This is a genomic window from Anaerostipes sp. (assembly GCF_018381315.1).
GTDB lineage: Bacteria > Bacillota > Clostridia > Lachnospirales > Lachnospiraceae > Anaerostipes.
This window is the reverse complement of record NZ_JAGZSD010000004.1, coordinates 304602-321378: the sequence shown is the minus strand read 5'-3', so window position 1 is coordinate 321378 and position 16777 is coordinate 304602. Positions and strand designations below refer to the sequence as shown.

Sequence of the window (16777 nt, the reverse complement as noted above, 5' to 3'; positions counted from 1 at the left end):
CGTCAGCGAGTTCCGAACGGGCCGCCGGAGAGACTTTGCTGAAAGTTAGAAAATCTTACATTCCTGAGACAGCAAGCCGGAGAACTGGTCAAAATGTCACACAAAACGGAGCTGTCCGTACTGAGTACACTTCTTGTTGTCTCAGAGGGCAGCTCCGTTTTTGATATCTGCTGTTTATATTTTTAAGTGTCTGAGGGCGTGGGCGATCCCGTCTTCTTTAAAGTGGCCTGTGACATAGTCGGCTGCTTTTTTTGCGGCGCTGGTGCCGTTTTCCATGGCCACGGCAGTTCCCGCAGCTTCAAACATGTAGACATCGTTGTCACCGTCTCCGAAAGCATAGCTGTCGCTCTGGGAGAACCCCAGGGCATTGGTCACATAGGTTACGGCATGCCCTTTATGAAATGAAACGCTGGATACATCGGCAGAACCGTCAAAGTGGTCATTGATAATATATTTGCCTTCAAAATTCCGTTTGATGGTTTTCAGATGATCTTTATCCTTATAGATAATATCAAATGCATATGCTTTTACATCATGGATGTCCCATTGATCCTCGTGGATCACATCAATGGATTCATAGGGCCTTGTATGCCCGTACAGATATAAAGGACTGCCGTGATATACTATGCCGTCTCCGAGAAGACAAAAGGCACACTGGGAAGCTCTGCACAGCTTGATGATCTCTTTTAGTTCATCAACGGTGAAGCTGTTGTCCAGCAGGATGCTGCCGTTATGTTCTATCCGCCTGCCGTTGGCAGCGATGAATCCGTCAGCCAGGCCGGAAAACATGCGTCTTATATATCCGGCCGGCCTTCCGGATGCAATCATGACCGTGTGGCCATTGGATCTCAGCTCCTGCAGGGCTTTTTGATTCGAGGGAAGGATTTCTTCCTGATCTGCAAGGGTTCCGTCGATGTCAAAGAAAAAAATTTTAGGGGACATAACATGATACCTCCATTCTGATTGCAGATATTATACCATATATGAAGGGATCTGTGCCACTTACCAGGCATTTTTAACCTGTTGGCTGTTTTATATTTACAGCGGGGCAGTGTCTGATATAATAAAGGACGTGGAGATAAAAAGATGAAGATACGGATTGAAATTGATGAAAATTTAGCGGAAGAAGAGATCATTATACGGTGCGCAAGCCTCAATGAGACGGTCCGGGAAGTGCAGAAAGCAGTGCGGGAGACATCGGCCAAGATGCAGACCGTGGTTTTTTCAAAGGGTGAGCAGGAGTATTATTTTCCGCTCTCCAAGGTCTTGTTTTTTGAGACAGACGGAAATGTCATCAATGTACATACTGCAGATGATATTTATGAAACAAAATACCGTCTGTATGAGTTAGAGGAGATGCTTCCGGGTTCCTTCATGAGAATTTCAAAATCGGCAGTGGTCAACACACATAAGATTTATTCCATCAGCCGGGGACTGTCTGCTTCAGGCGTAATCCAGTTTGAAAATACACACAAGCAGGTATATGTATCAAGACTTTATCTGAAACCGCTGAAACAAAAATTAGAAGAAAAGAGGATCGGGAAATGAGAAAAGAAAAGATATTTTGGGGATTATTTTTTATTTTGGGAGCCATATTCATACTTTGCAGCAGATTGGGTTATTTACAGGATATCAGCGTCTTCAGCCTTTTGCTGACTATATTTTTTGCGGCAATGCTGATTAAAAGTGTACTGCATTTGGAGTATACGGGAATTTTGTTTTCCATCGCATTCATATGCATCATATATGCCAGGCCGCTGGGCATTACGGCCATCACTCCCTGGCCGGTGCTGGGTGCAGCGCTTCTGGGCAGCATCGGATGTCATATGCTGTTTCCCTCAAGACACAGAAGATGGAAGGAATGGCACAGCGATGAGCCGTTTGAAACAGTGATTGATGAGGATGACGGAACTTCAGTTTATCATCGGACCTCGTTTGGCTCCACAGTCAAATATGTGAATTCTGATGACTTTAAGTATGCACGGCTGGATGCCAGTTTCGGTGCCATTAAAGCATATTTTGACAATGCTGAGGTAAAAGACGGCCGGGCGGAAATTAATCTGGATGTATCCTTTGCGGGGGTAGAGCTTTATATTCCGAAACAGTGGACCGTCATCAACAATGTCAGCGCTTTTGCCGGTGCTGTGGATGAGAAAAACAGGAACCAGAGTGACGGGACAGTCAGTGTACGTCTGACCGGAAGGGTCAACTTTGGGGGAGTTACGGTTATCTATGTGTAATGTGTATAATAAACAAGATGGACACTTCATTTGAGGTGTCTGTCTTTTATTTTATAGGAAAGTGTATCCCATGAAATAAAAAGCACTCCGTGCAGGATGCGCGCAAAGTGATATGTACCCTCTTTCTTTCGTTTCTTTCGTGAATTTGTGTTATACTAAAACTATAGTGGGAAATTTTAGATGAATCATAATTTCAGTGTATATCGGGGGAAGAAGGATGGCAGGAAGGGACACTATTTTAATCGTTGATGATATGGAGATTAACCGTGTCATATTACGTGGTGTGTTTGAAACAGATTATAATCTTCTGGAGGCAGAAAACGGTCAGCAGGCTCTTGTACTGCTGGAGCAATATCATGGGAGGATTGCGGCTATGCTGCTGGATCTGGTTATGCCGGTCAAGGACGGATATCAGGTGCTCAGTGAAATCGGCCAGAACGGCCTGCTCGCAGAATTTCCGGTGGTGGTTATAACAGCAGAAGATTCTGTAGAAAATGAGGTCCAGGTTTTTGATCTCGGAGCTTCTGAGATCATTATGAAACCCTTTGAACCACATGTGGTGAAGCGGCGTGTCCAGAATATAGCAGAGCTGAATCTGCACCGTCTGAATCAGGAAGAATTGATAGAGGAACAGGCTGCAAGGCTGAGAGAATCAAACTCTGCTATGATCGATGCACTGTCTTCTATTATTGAATACCGCAGTGCAGAAACAGGGCAGCATATCCGCAGAATCCGTATATTTACGGAGGCACTGCTTGAGGATGTGGCAGCCAGTTATCCGGAGTATGGTCTGAGCACTGCCGATATTCAGATGATCGTCAGCGCTTCGTCTATGCACGATATCGGAAAGATTGCCATACCTGATGCTATTTTAAATAAGCCCGGGCGCCTGACAAAAGAGGAATTTCAGATCATGAAAACTCATTCAGTGAAAGGATGTGAAATCCTTGAAGGACTGGACCGGATGAGTGACAGAAATTATCTCAGATACGCCTATAATATTTGCAGGTACCATCATGAGCGGTGGGACGGAAAAGGATATCCTGACGGGCTGAGAGCAGACAGCATCCCGATTTGTGCCCAGGTAGTGGGAATTGCAGACTGCTATGATGCCCTGACCACTGACAGAGTCTACAAAAAGGCCATTGCCCCGGAGCAGGCATTTACTATGATTCTGAACGGAGAATGCGGAGCCTTTTCTCCGAAACTTCTGGAATGTTTTAAAAATGTGAAAGACATTTTTGCGGAGTATTCAAGGAAATATGCAGATAAAACCGTTTCCAAGACCGGGTCTCTGGCACTGGAGTCTTCTGAAAAGACGAAACACACAGAAGCCATGGATACGCTTCAGATAGGGCAGGCTAAGTACTTCACTCTGCTGCGCTATGTAGATTCAACGGTGATGGAGGTAGACATGGGAACCGGGGTATATCATCTGGTGTATGCCTCTAACGGCAATTTCAAAGCTCTGAAAGCCGGAGACAGATTTGATGACAGTATCAGGCATTTTGCCCTCCATTCCCTGCATCCGGAGGACAGAGAGAATGCTCTGGAACTTCTGGGTCCCGGACTGGAAGCATTTTTTGAAGACGGTCTCATGAAGGAGAGCAGGAAGTTCCGGGTATATAATGTAAATCTGAGAGATTACAGCTGGTGTGAGTGCACGGTCATGAGGATTTCAGACGGACATCCGTATCAGAGGAAAGTGCTGCTTATATGGAAGGATATCCGGCAGTCAGAAGATGCAGGGGATTCCAGGATGAAGCATATGCAGGGCACAGGATCTTTCGGACAGCTGCTTGGCGGAATCCAGCAGTGCCTGAATGATAAGTATTTCACCATGCTTCAGATCAATGAGGGACTGGAAAATCTTTTAGGCTACAAAGCAGAAGAGATCAAGGAGAAATTTCACAGCCGTTACCTGGAACTTATCTATCCGGCAGACCGGGAGGAAGTGCTGGATCAGACAAAGAAGCAGCTGAATTCCGGGAATGCTATAGAGCTTGAGTACCGGGTGACGGCAAAGGGCGGACAGATTATATGGGTTCTGGACAAAAGCCATCTGGTGACAGGGACAGACGGAAAGGAGCATATTTTCAGGACACTGATCAATGTGACGAAGTCTAAGCAGGCTCAGGAGGAACTGAGGCTGACGCTGGAGAGACATAAGATTATTATGGATCAGTCCAATGACGTTATCTTTGAGTGGGATATGAAAAAGGATAAAATGCTGTACTCATCTAACTGGGAAAACAAGTTCGGGTATGTACCGGTCATGGATCAAGCCAGCAGCAGGCTTCTTACACAGTCACATATTCATCCGCAGGATTTGGAACTTGTGGGGAATCTGCTGGGCCAGCTGGGCGGCAGCATGCCTTATGGGGAGATTGAGTTCAGGCTTGCGGACCGGGAGGGGACCTACCGCTGGTATAAAGCCAAGGCTACAGCACAGTATGACCGGACAGGGAAACCATTTAAAGCCGTCGGGATTATGACTGATATCGATGCTGAGAAGAAGGCCTCACAGGCGTTGGAAGAAAAGGCTTCCAGAGATGAACTGACAGGCCTTTATAACCGGAGTACCGCAAGGAATGAGATCGACCATTATCTTGAGAACAGAAAACCTGAAGAAATGGCAGCTATGATGATTATTGATGTTGATGATTTTAAGCAGATTAATGACCGTTATGGGCATATGTTCGGGGATGCAGTGCTCCAGGAAACCGCATCGGTGCTTACGAAACTGCTGAGAAAAGAGGATATTATCTCCAGAATCGGCGGCGATGAATTTCTCATTTTTATGAAGGATATTCGGAAAATTGAGATATTAAAAAACAGAGCAGAAAAGATCAGGGATTCTTTTCAGTCCATGTTCCGGCAGGACATGACACCATGTGAATTTTCCAGCAGCATCGGAATTGCATGCTGTCCCCGGGACGGCACTAATTTTGAAGAGCTGTTCCGGCGCAGTGACCTGGCTCTCTATCACACAAAGTCTAAAGGAAAGAATGGCTACTGTCTGTTTGACAGGTCGCTGGCAGACCAGAGGCTTGGATTTCCCGAGATGGAACTTGCAGCCAGTACAAGGATTGACTCGTCAGAAGATCAGAGGGTGCAAGCGGATGATCTGGTTGAACAGATCTTCTGCAGGATTTATGAGGAGGAAGATCTGGAGCATGCGGTTCGTTCTATTCTTGAGATGGCGGGAACAAAGTTTAGTGTCAGCAGAGCTTATATTTATGAGGAGTCAGAGGACGGCATACACTGCAGAAAGACATTTGAATGGTGCAGTCAGGGGATCAATCCCCAGGCAGGTCCTGAGCAGAATTGTTTATATGATCGGCTGTCTGGCCGGTACAGAGATAATTTCAATGAATATGGAATTTTTTACTGCCCCGATATTACTCAGCTGCCCAGGGATCAGAGGGAGGCACTGGCCTCTCAGGGAATAAAATCCACCCTTCAGTGTGTGATTAAGGACGGGGGATTGTTTAAAGGATTTGTGGGCTTTGATGAATGTGTCATCAGGAGGATGTGGACAAAAGAGCAGATCAATACGCTGACGCTGATTGCAAAGCTTTTATCCATTTTTCTGCTGAAAAAGAGGGCACAGGACCGTGCCGAAGAAACGGCAGCCAGTCTGATGACCGCACTGGATAATCAGAATGCCTGGATCTATGTGATTGATCCTGACAGCTTCCGGCTGCTGTACATGAATCAGCAGACTTTAAAGGCTGTGCCAAACGTAAAGACGGGAATGTTTTGTTATGAAGTTTTCTTTGGGCGGACGGAACCATGTGAAAAGTGTCCTGCAAAGAATATCAGTGAAAATGTGAGCCGGTCCATAGAGGTTTATAATCCTATTTTAAAGGCCTGGACGATCGCAGATGCATCCATGATCCGGTGGAGAGACAAGGAGGCATGTATGCTGTCCTGCCATGACATCTCACGTTATAAAGACAGTTAAAGAGGATTTGGAAACTTACTGACATTTAAGTTGGAAAGGGTGATGAAAAGATGGCAGTAATTGGTGCATTTATGGTACCGCATCCGCCGCTGATAATTCCGTCAGTGGGGTGCGGAAAAGAACAGACAGTAGAAAAGACGGTGCAGGCTTACAATGAGACTGCAGAGAGAATCGCCAAACTGGCACCGGAGACTATTGTGATTGCAACTCCCCACTCTGTTATGTATTCAGACTACTTTCATATTTCTCCGGGAACCGGGGCACAGGGGGATTTTGCCCAGTTTGGAGCAGGCGGCACCCGTATCACCGCTGCTTATGACCAGGAGCTTACGGAGACTCTTACTCATCTGGCAGAGATGGATGGGTTTATGGCCGGAACGGACGGAGAGCAGGGACCACAGCTGGACCATGCATTTATGATTCCACTGTATTTTATCAGTCAGAGATATCAGAACTTTCAGACGGTCAGAATGAGCCTTTCCGGCCTTTCTCTCACAGAGCATTATACTCTGGGGCAGTATGTCAAGAAAGCGGCACAGCAGCTTGGAAGAAACGTTGTATTTATTGCCAGCGGAGATCTGTCCCATCGGCTGCTGGAAGACGGTCCTTATGGATTCCGGCCGGAAGGCCCTTTATATGATGAAAAAGTCATGGAAGTGATGGGAAGCGGTGATTTCCAGCAGCTTTTTGAATTTCCGGATGAATTCCTTGAGAAAGCAGGAGAGTGCGGGCACCGTTCCTTTATGATATTGGCCGGAGCTTTGGACGGCATGGATATAAAAGCAGAGAAACTGTCTTATGAAGGACCCTATGGCGTAGGCTACGGAGTTTGTGCCTATATGCCGCTGGGAGAAAATCCGGAGCGGAAGCTTAAGGACAAGTATTTGGAGAAACAGAGAAAAAAAGCAGAACAGAGGCAGGCCAGGGAGGACAGTTTTGTCCGTCTGGCAAGACTGTCCCTGGAGTCCTATGTCAAAAGCGGGACAGTTATAGGCGTTCCGGATAATCTCTCAGAGGATCTTTTGGGAGAACGTTCAGGCGTTTTTGTTTCTCTGAAAAAGGAAGGAAGACTCAGGGGATGCATCGGCACCATCTGTGCCACAAAGGCTACTGTGGCAGAGGAAATCATATGGAACGCAGTCAGTGCCGGGGCCAGGGATCCAAGATTTTCTCCGGTTAAGGAAGAGGAGCTGGATCAGCTGGAGTATAGTGTGGATGTTCTTGGGAAAACCCAGAAAGTATCATCATTTGAGGAATTGGACTCAAAAAAATACGGTATTATCGTTTCCAGGGGAGGGAGAAGAGGGCTTCTGCTGCCGAATCTCTCCGGGGTGGATACTGTAGAGGAACAGATTGAGATCGCAAAGCAGAAAGCCGGGATCGGAGAAGAGGAATCGGTAAAGATAGAGCGGTTTGAGGTTATAAGGCATAGGTGAGAAGATGAAAGAGACGTGTGTAGTGTGCATGCACCGCTGCAGGCTGGAGCCAGGACAATTCGGCAGATGCGGAGCCAGGAAAAATGTAAACGGTATGCTTGTTTGTGAGAACTACGGCAGAGTGACAGCTCTGGCGCTGGATCCAATCGAAAAAAAACCGCTTTCCATGTATTATCCCGGCAGTCTCATACTGTCTGTGGGCAGCTTTGGATGCAACTTAGCCTGTCCGTTCTGCCAAAACTATGATATATCCATGAAAAATGCAGATCAGGCAGAGACTGTTTTTTTGTCTCCGGAGAAACTGGCTGCCAAGGCATCAGAATTGCGGAAAAGAGGAAATATCGGGGTTGCATATACATATAACGAACCTCTTACAGGTTATGAATATGTACGCGATACGGCAAAGATTGTCAGACAGTACGGAATGAAAAATGTGCTTGTGACCAACGGAGAATTTTCGGAAGCTGTGCAGGATGCGGTGCTGCCATATACGGATGCCATGAATATTGACTTGAAAGGCATAAGGGAAGAGTATTACAAAAAACTGGGAGGAGACCTTGGCACAGTACAGAAGTTTATAAAAAAGGCCGCAGATCACTGCCATGTAGAACTTACAGTTCTGATTGTTCCGGGAGAAAATGATTCCAGGGAGGAGATTAAAGAGATGGCCGCGTGGATCGCTTCTGTAAATCCCGAGATACCTCTTCATGTGTCCAGATTCTATCCGAGATGGAAAATGACGGACCGGAATGCAACGGAAATAGGACAGGTGTACACTTTGGCAGAGACAGCCCGAGCTTATCTGAAACATGTATTTACCGGAAATTGCTGAAGAAACAGCAGGACAGCCAGTATTGTGTCCTGCTGTTCCTTTTTTATTTCATGGGAACGTGTGTCCCATGAAATAAAAAGTCCTACATGAAGGATCCGCAGGAGGCGATACTTACTGATCCTGTAATGCTGAATGGTTTTGAAGTTTCAGGATAGCTGACCCGGAAGCTTAGGAAAGCCGGGAGTTTTAAGGCCTGATCGGTGATGAAGCAGGCAGATGCGGAAGCAATTCCATCTGAGTTGGCAGGAGCAAAAGATGCATAGAGAAGGGCGGCTGTCTCATTGATGCACGGAAGTATCCGAAAGTATTTCCAGCTGCCCGGACTGGCAATAAATTGATAACTGACAGAATAAAAAGAAGACGGCATCAATACGACTGCCGGAGTATCTGCCTGCAGGATCTGCCCTCCTTTTTCAAATACCGGAAACAGAGGGAGAAGGCTGCCGGAAGGAGTATCGGAATCTACGCTGTATTGGGCGCAGGAAGCCATAGGGCCGCCTGTGGATTGGCTGGAGACAGAAAAATGATTCAAAACATCACATCCAGAATTTGTCTTTCTATATTTTATGACTGTGCATGTCAATGTGTGAAACATTTCACGGAGAAAAAGAGAAAAGTATATTGTATATTGGTAGGAAGGCCGGGATTTCTATGGTAAAATAAAGGAAAGATGATGTTCAGTTTAGAAACGAGGTGCAAGATGGAGCAGAAAAATGAAATGAAGTGGACAATTCTAAAAAGCTCTGCACAAAGTTTGTCGGAGTGTCTCCACTGTTATACAAAGAGCCAGCTTTTGGAGATTGCCTCTTTCTATGGGCTGGATGGTTCACAGTATAGAAAATCAGAATTGGCAGAGAAGCTGTGTTTTGAGATTTTGGATCAGATGCCCGCAGTTTTAAAGTACAGCTCTTTTGAAGATTTGAACGGACTGAAGGTGCTCTTAAACGAACCGGAAGGGGCCGAGAGCCAGGGAGTATGGACATACCAGAAACGGGGATGGCTTTATGTTTTCGGTGAACATGGAGACAGAACCTTTGTGGTTCCGGGAGAGGTTAAGGAAAAGATCATCAGATTTTTATCCAATGAAAAGAACAGAGAAAAGGTCGTGCACAATCAGGAACTTTACCGCTGTGCCAGGGCTTTGACACATTTGTACGGCGTGTATGAAAAAAAGCAGCTGATGAATCTGTGGGAAGACCTGCACAGTGTTCCTCTTAAAAAGGGGGAACTCTCCAGGTTTCTGAAATTTACGGAGAAAACTTACGGCGAATATCGTGTGGAAGGCCGGTATGTGATTTCACGCAAGATCCCGGACACCAGATTCTGTCTGGAACTGATGAATGAGGTAAAAAATCTGCCCTATTATATGCCGGATGAGGAGGAGATCTGCCTGTATTCTGAGGAGTATGTGGACGTGGAGGCTCCGGAGTACAAAAGCTTAAGGTCATTTTTGGAGAAAAGAAAGCACAATCCTCTTTCTTTTGCGGAACTGATGACCGGGCTGGAAGATAACCTTCTGCTGGGCGGCGGTGTCTCAAAGGCATTTTATCTGATGAAAGAGGCCGGCATCTATTTAAACGGGGAGAAGGAGCAGGAAGAGTTTCTGCACTGTTACGCACAGTGGGAAAGGTGCACCCGTCAGTGGAAGTACCGGGGCTTCACACCGGAAGAGATTATGGAAGAATAAAAATGAAAACAGAAAATAAAAAGATGCTCTTTTTAATGCGGAAGAGCATCTTTTAAGTTTTGCGGATGAGTGAAACTAGTCTGGAAGATCTCTGTTTTTCTCAAGGAAGCGGCAGAAGTCTGACAGTGGCATAGGGCGGCCGAACAGATAGCCCTGAATCCCCTCGCAGCGCAGCGCTTTCAGGATCTCAAACTGATCCTGCGTTTCCACGCCTTCTACGATAAACTGAATATTCATTGTCTTGCAGATGTAGGCCAGTGACTGAACGAACATCACAGCTTTGGCATTGCTCTCAATCGAATCAATCATGCTCTTGTCAAGTTTCAGTGTGTCGATGTCACTGTTGAGCACCAAAGACAGATTGGCATATTTGACACCGAAATCATCGATAGCTACAGAAAATCCGGCATCTTTGATATCACGGATCATATCATCCAGGAAGGATTCATCCGTATAATCAGCACTTTCAGTGATCTCAAACTCCAATAGATGGCGGGGTACCTGGTATTTGTCACAGATGGATAAGATGGATTTCAAAAAGTCTGCATCCAGCAGCGTATATCTCGAAAAGTTGACGGAAATAGGAAAGACCGGGGAACCGGATTTTATAAAGTCCTGGATAATCTGGCAGACTCTTTCAAATACAAAGTAATCTACATATTTGATTGTCATGGCTGACTCCAGCACAGGAATAAAGTAGATCGGGGGTTCAATGGCACCGTCTTTGCTGATATAGCGGACGAGGGCCTCGGCACCGATCACCTCCTGGGTACTGCACAGAACCTTGGGCTGCAGGTATACACAGAAACGCTGATCTTCAATGGCTTTTATGAGCTGGTCCACACTTTTTAAGTTCAAACGGTCATCAAAGTAGTTGCGGTATCTTGAGGAGTTAGGATTGGAGCGGTAATACTCCTTCTTATCAGTGTACATCATCTCATCGGCTTCTGTGAGAAGAGACTGGAAGTCAGCCGGATTTTCAGACCAGCTGTATCCAACGGCACCGCTGCAGTCCACTGAGTGGGAGAATAAATATTTCAGTTCCCTTATGGTGCGCAGAAAACTGTCTTTCTCTGTATTCATACAGAGAATCGCAAACTCATCCCCTCCAATGCGGTAAATTGTTTGATCAGAAAAGATAACCTGCAGTTTTTTCGCAGAATCCTTAAGAATCTGATCTCCGAACTGATGCCCTTTTGAATCATTGATATCTTTCAGTCCATTCAGATCCAGATAGATAACTCCTACTGTCTTAAAGTCCTGTTCTGCGTAGTGCTCCAAATCTTCGTTAAAGCGGTTCCGGTTATAGAGTCCGGTCAGCGTGTCATGATAGCTTAGATCTTTGAGAATACGGTATGTATGCATCTGGTCCATGCTGGAAGACAAAAAGTAACTGAGAGTTTCCAGAATGGGTTCCACCTGGTCGAATAAATCTTCAGGCGGATTATCCACACCGATATATCCGGCCAGTCCCTGATTGGTATAAAGAGGGGCTGCGATCAGCCGTTTGATTCCCTGAGAGGAAAGAATCCTGTACTCTTCCGGTGACTGAGTTCGTATGTCTTCCATATCACGGATAAAAATACATTTATTCTTCTCAAATTCGATCCGCCAGCGGTCTATAAGGTCAGCAGGAAGATTCTGAAGCTGGTCAATCTCCGGTTTGATATGATCAGCGCACCATTCATGAGTGTTATTCATAACCTTGCCGTCAATCTCAAAGATGTAGGCTCTCTCGGCGGACAGAAACTTTCCGGTTTTCTCAAGAATCATCTGAATGGCTTTTTCCAGCTCCTTTGTCTGATAGAGGACTCTTAAACACTCCAGCACCAGTTCTTCACCCTTGGCTTTGTTCTTTAAAAGCTGCTCCTGCTCTTCCTGTTCTGTCAAATCAAAGCCGATCTCCATCCGGGCAACATGGCCGTCCCACTCCACCAATTTATCCTTTAAAATAAAATGGCGGTTCGTGATTTCATTGGTTGAACGCCATGTATAGACGGAATCAAAGGACAGCAGATGGTTGGTACAAAATTCACAAGGCCCATCTTTTCCGCGAAGAAGCCGGTAACACTTTTCACCCTTATAACTGTCTGCCTGAAACAAACGTTTTCCGGAACTGTTCAGGTAAAGCATTTCATAAGTTTCCAAGTCTGCAACATAGATAACTTCTGCAATTTCATCAATTAATTTAAACACAATAAACCCCTGTCTCCCGTGTGATATTTATAAGATATAGTTTAATTATACAACAGTATTTACCAAATGCATAGTTGTTTATTAAGAAAGAAGATATGGTTAAGCCGTGCGTCTGGGAGCAGTTTGGTTTTTCTTGACATGCATATCCTACACATGTAAGATATAGATAATATCTGTGTAACTGTACTTCAATGCAAAAAAGGAGGCATGAATGAAAAAGAAACGAATATTGATTCTTGGAGCAGCTGTGGTTCTGGGTGTTCTTGGGTTCTTTCTTTGGAGCAGGTTTGGAATAAAACAGCCGGAAGAAAGGCTCTCTGAGTATGTTTCTTATATCGGAAAGAAAGATTATGAGGCCATGTACGGCCTTTTAGATAAGAGCAGCCGGAAAGAAATATCCAAAAAGGAATTTATACAGAGAAACCAAAAGATCTACCAGGGGATAGAGGCGAAGAATATTAAGATCAGTGTGGATAAAGATGCAGAAGGGGATGGAGTTTCTTATCATATGTCTTTGGATACCCTGGCAGGCAAAATATCATTCAAAAATAAAGCATATTTTGTGAAAGAGGACGGCGGATACTATTTAAAATGGGATGACAGCATGATTTTTCCTGACATGGAATTTACGGATAAGGTGCGTGTTTCAAAGCTGAAAGGAGAGCGGGGAGAGATTTATGACCGCAATAAAAAGCTGCTGGCGGGAAAAGGGAAGGCGGCATCCATCGGGATTGTCCCGGGCAAGATGAAGAGCAGGAAAAATTCCGTGTCTGAATTGGCCGGTCTTCTCAATATAAAGAAGGCTGACATTAATAAAAAGCTGGATGCATCCTGGGTCACGAAAGATTCTTTTGTACCCGTCAAAAAAATGACAGTGGACAGTGAAGAAAAAATAGAGAAGAAGCTGCTGAAGATTCCGGGTGTGCTGGTTTCTTCGGAAGACACCAGAGTCTATCCTTATGGAAAGGCAGCAGCCCATCTGACCGGATATGTGCAGGAGATCAGTGCAGACGATCTGAAAAAGCTGAAGGATAAAGGTTATAAGCAGGGACAGCTGATTGGGAAAAGCGGTCTTGAGGTGCTGTATGAGGACCGGCTTCATGAGACAGACGGGTATAAGATTTCCATCTTCAATGAAGACGGCAGAGAAAAGAAAGTACTTGCGGTAAAAAAGGAGAAAAACGGGGAAACAATTTATACAACGATTGACGCAGGACTTCAGGCGAAAATTTATGATCAGTATAAAAATGACAAGAGCTGTTCTGTGATGATGAATCCAAAAAACGGAGAGATTCTGGCATTGGTCAGCACTCCTTCCTATGACAGCAATGATTTTGTACTGGGGATTTCATCCAGCCAGTGGAAGAAGCAAAACAGTGACAAAGCCAAGCCTTTATATAATCGTTTCCGGCAGAAATGGGCTCCGGGTTCAATCTTTAAACCTGTAGTGGCAGGTATGGGCATGAATACAGGAAAACTGAAGCCAGGTGAGGATTTTGGAAACAGCGGACTGTCCTGGCAGAAAGACAGCAGCTGGGGATCCTATAAGGTGACCACACTGCATACATACGAAAATGCGGTTCTTAGAAATGCCCTGATTTACTCAGACAATATTTACTTTGCAAAGGCAGCCCTAAAGATCGGGGCGAAAGATTATGTGAGCCAGGCCAAGCATCTGGGCTTTGGAAAAGAGATGCCTTTTGACATAAAAACCGCAGTCTCACAGTTTTCTAATAACCAGAAGAGTATTGACACAGAGGTTCAGCTGGCGGACAGCGGATACGGACAGGGACAGGTTTTAGTAAATCCCATTCATCTGGCATCTGTCTATTCTGCTTTTGTCAATGAGGGCAATATGATACGCCCGTATCTGCTCTTAAAGGAAAAGCCGGAACCCAAATATTGGATTAAAAATGCATTCTCCAAAAAGACGGCAGCGATTATAAAAGATGATCTGGTTCAGGTTATCGAACATCCCAGCGGGACCGGACATGGGGCGAAGACGTCCGGCGTAAAACTGGCAGGAAAAACCGGAACGGCAGAGATTAAAGCCAGCAAGGATGATACCACAGGCACAGAGCTTGGCTGGTTTGGAATCTTTACTGCGGACAAGAAAGAAAAAGAGCCATGGCTTTTGATTACCATGGCAGAGGACGTAAAAGACCGCGGCGGCAGCGGCTATGTGGTAGGCAGGACAAAGGCCGTGATCAAAGAGACATTGACCCGATAATCTTTAATGCGGTCTTTGCGGCTTCCTGACCGGAGGCATTGTCAGCACCCTGAAGCCTCAGTGCAAAATAAAAGGTATTATCCTTTGTCTTCAGAAAACCAATAAACCATCCGTTTATATCACAGCCGTCTACCCGTCCGGTTCCGGTTTTGCCGTAAAGGACATGTCCGGGAGCGGAAGAAAGTTTCATTGAATTCCTGACAGTAGCCACCGTCTCTTTTGAATAACCCAGGCGGTTCTGATCGAAGTCTCTTAACAGCATAACCTGCTCCAGGGGAGAGATTTTTAGAGAGGATTCCAGCCAGAAGGAAGAAATACCTCCGGATATATCTTCATTGCCGTATCCGATTCGTTTCAGATTGTTCTGCACTGAGGTTTTTCCAAGTTTTTGGTCGAGTTTTTGGAAGTACCAGTTTACCGAAGATTCCATGGCACTGTCCAATGTCTGGTCATGGTTCCAGGAGGAATAGGGATAAGTTTTGTGATCCCAGGAAAGACTGGTTTTCTGCGGAGAAATCACTCCCGCATCCAACGCAGCCAGGGCACTGTATATTTTATATGTAGAATCCGGGGAGACTCTCCTGCGGCTCATTTTATCATTATAGATACGGAATTTATTATGGTTTTTGTCATACAAAACAAAGCAGCCCTCTTTTCCTGAAAAATAGGAAGAAAGGTCCGCGTTTACAAAAGGCCGGTCCGGTGCTTTGGAGACAGAACCGGCAGCAATATTGTTCTTCAGGAAGAAGGAGGAAAACAGGAGTCCGAAAACCAGCAGAAAAACAATACTCGCAAGACGCTTCCTGAAGGATGGAATGCGGTAGGATGCGATGGCTGTTATACGCTGCTTCAGCTGGGAATTGCTGCCGCCTATGCCGGAGGAGACGGAAAAAGCCCCGGTACAGGAAAAATAGCCTGCAAAATTAAGGATGGTATGGCCGTAGTCCTTCCGCTCATGTTCACTGATATAGTTCAGAACAGAAGCGTCACAGGCAATTTCCCGGTCTGTGCGCATTTTTCTGAGGGAGAACAGGACCGCAGGGTGAAACCAGTATAAGGCCTGTACCATGCAGCAGACAAAGTTGCAGACCAGATCGCCGCGTTTGTAATGGCTCAGTTCATGATAAAAAATATAGGACAGCTCTTTTGGGGAAAAAGCAGAAAGGCATTTTCTGGGGAACACAATGACCGGAAAGAGCATTCCGAATGCCATAGGGCTGTCTGCTTTTTCAGAGAGTACAAAACGGATGCTGCGCTGTATTCCCAGATCTTTTCTGCACCGGGTGAAAAGCCGTTCAGCCTCACGGTTTTTGATAAAAGCCATGGAACGGCCCAGACGGTTCAGGCGGATGCGGCTGTACAGCAGAACCAAAGTCATGATTACAGCTCCGGCTGCCCAGATCCAGAATAAGGACATCAGGAATGAGTCAGAAAAAGATGACCCGGCAGACACTGCATAGTCATTCATCCAGCCGGCAGAGTCAGCCGCAGCAAAAGAAGAGAACGCCCCAGTGCTCTCATGGGCATTGTGAAGAAAACTGTCTATCGGGGAAAACGGGAGGATAGCGGAGGGGAGCCGGATGGGGAGAAAGAAAAAAAGCGTAGCAAAACAGTACAAATACCATATGGAATGCTGGCTTTGCAGAGTCAGGCAGCGCCTGAAAAGTTTTTTGGCAGCTAAAATCACAGGCGTGGCAAATGCCAGAAACAGGCAGTGGATGAGAAAGCCCTTGACCAGAGTTACGTCCATCTACTTATCCCTCCCGTCAGTGCCTTTGTCCAGAAGTTTTCTCAGATCATCAATCTCCTCGGCAGTCAGCCTGTCTTCCTCCAGAAAATTAGAAACCATGGAACTGATACAGCCGTCATAAAAGCGGTTCAGAAAAGAAGAACTCTCTTCCCTTAAAACCTCAGTCTCTTCTACAAGAGGAGTATAATAAAAGGCCCTGCCCTGTTTTTCATAGGTGATAGCACCCTTTTTTACCAGCCGTGAGAGCATTGTCTGTATTGTTTTTGGACTCCAGCCATTTGAGGAGGCCAGCAGTGTTGTCACCTGAGGTGTGCTGATCGGCGTATGGGACCAGATGACTTTCATGACCTTATATTCAGCATCTGAAATCTGAGGAATCGTTTTCATCGGTTGTCTCCTTTTGATCTTACAAATGTAGTATATAAAATTATAGCATAAG

Annotated in this window: 12 protein-coding genes; 7 read left to right on the top strand and 5 right to left on the bottom strand. The window is 45.7% G+C overall.

All coding sequences use genetic code 11. The annotated features are described in order from the left end of the window. Positions 1 to 174: 174 nt before the first annotated feature. Positions 175 to 942, bottom strand: coding sequence for an HAD family hydrolase (locus KH180_RS04995; RefSeq protein WP_290757226.1), 768 nt, complete (start codon positions 940 to 942; stop codon positions 175 to 177). 144 nt (positions 943 to 1086) lie between these two features. Here KH180_RS04995 and KH180_RS04990 point away from each other — a divergent pair, with 144 nt between their 5' ends. The 5 genes from KH180_RS04990 (at position 1087) to amrS (ending at position 8475) form a co-directional block, all read left to right on the top strand. Beyond that, positions 1087 to 1548 carry a LytTR family DNA-binding domain-containing protein gene (locus KH180_RS04990; protein ID WP_290757224.1) on the top strand — a complete coding sequence of 154 codons (462 nt, stop codon included), beginning with the start codon at positions 1087 to 1089 and terminating at the stop codon, positions 1546 to 1548. Then, entirely contained in the window at positions 1545 to 2240 is a 696-nt protein-coding gene (locus KH180_RS04985; RefSeq protein ID WP_290757221.1) for a LiaF transmembrane domain-containing protein, read from the top strand. Before KH180_RS04990 ends, KH180_RS04985 begins: the two co-directional genes overlap by 4 nt. A gap of 217 nt (positions 2241 to 2457) precedes the next feature. Further along, positions 2458 to 6207 (top strand): diguanylate cyclase domain-containing protein, encoded by a 3750-nt coding sequence (locus KH180_RS04980; RefSeq protein WP_290757218.1) that lies wholly within the window; start codon positions 2458 to 2460, stop codon positions 6205 to 6207. A gap of 50 nt (positions 6208 to 6257) precedes the next feature. After that, positions 6258 to 7643 carry an AmmeMemoRadiSam system protein A gene (gene amrA, locus KH180_RS04975; RefSeq protein WP_290757215.1) on the top strand — a complete coding sequence of 462 codons (1386 nt, stop codon included), beginning with the start codon at positions 6258 to 6260 and terminating at the stop codon, positions 7641 to 7643. A gap of 4 nt (positions 7644 to 7647) precedes the next feature. Next, on the top strand, positions 7648 to 8475 hold the full coding sequence (amrS, locus tag KH180_RS04970; protein WP_290757212.1) for an AmmeMemoRadiSam system radical SAM enzyme: 828 nt from the start codon (positions 7648 to 7650) through the stop codon (positions 8473 to 8475). An 82-nt stretch (positions 8476 to 8557) separates the two neighbouring features. Here the strand turns inward: amrS and KH180_RS04965 are convergent, their stop codons facing one another. Next, positions 8558 to 9007 (bottom strand): hypothetical protein, encoded by a 450-nt coding sequence (locus tag KH180_RS04965; RefSeq protein ID WP_290757209.1) that lies wholly within the window; start codon positions 9005 to 9007, stop codon positions 8558 to 8560. A gap of 168 nt (positions 9008 to 9175) precedes the next feature. On the opposite strand from KH180_RS04965, the gene KH180_RS04960 reads away from it, so the two are divergent. After that, entirely contained in the window at positions 9176 to 10162 is a 987-nt protein-coding gene (locus KH180_RS04960; RefSeq protein WP_290757206.1) for a hypothetical protein, read from the top strand. Positions 10163 to 10237: 75 nt separating this feature from the next. On the opposite strand, the gene KH180_RS04955 is transcribed toward KH180_RS04960, so the two are convergent. Beyond that, positions 10238 to 12358: a sensor domain-containing phosphodiesterase gene (locus KH180_RS04955; protein WP_290757203.1), complete on the bottom strand. Its 2121-nt coding sequence runs from the start codon at positions 12356 to 12358 to the stop codon at positions 10238 to 10240. A gap of 211 nt (positions 12359 to 12569) precedes the next feature. Between KH180_RS04955 and KH180_RS04950 the strand changes: the two genes are divergently transcribed. Then, positions 12570 to 14588 carry a penicillin-binding transpeptidase domain-containing protein gene (locus KH180_RS04950; protein WP_290757200.1) on the top strand — a complete coding sequence of 673 codons (2019 nt, stop codon included), beginning with the start codon at positions 12570 to 12572 and terminating at the stop codon, positions 14586 to 14588. Here KH180_RS04950 and KH180_RS04945 read toward each other — a convergent pair. Both KH180_RS04945 and KH180_RS04940 read right to left on the bottom strand, forming a co-directional pair. Beyond that, positions 14566 to 16338, bottom strand: a complete 1773-nt coding sequence (locus tag KH180_RS04945) for a BlaR1 family beta-lactam sensor/signal transducer (RefSeq protein WP_290757197.1) — start codon at positions 16336 to 16338, stop codon at positions 14566 to 14568. The two genes, KH180_RS04950 and KH180_RS04945, sit on opposite strands and share 23 nt — an antisense overlap. After that, a complete protein-coding gene (locus KH180_RS04940; protein ID WP_290757194.1) occupies positions 16339 to 16725 on the bottom strand; it encodes a BlaI/MecI/CopY family transcriptional regulator in 387 nt (128 codons plus the stop codon). It lies immediately after the preceding gene. Between the last annotated feature and the right edge of the window lie 52 nt (positions 16726 to 16777).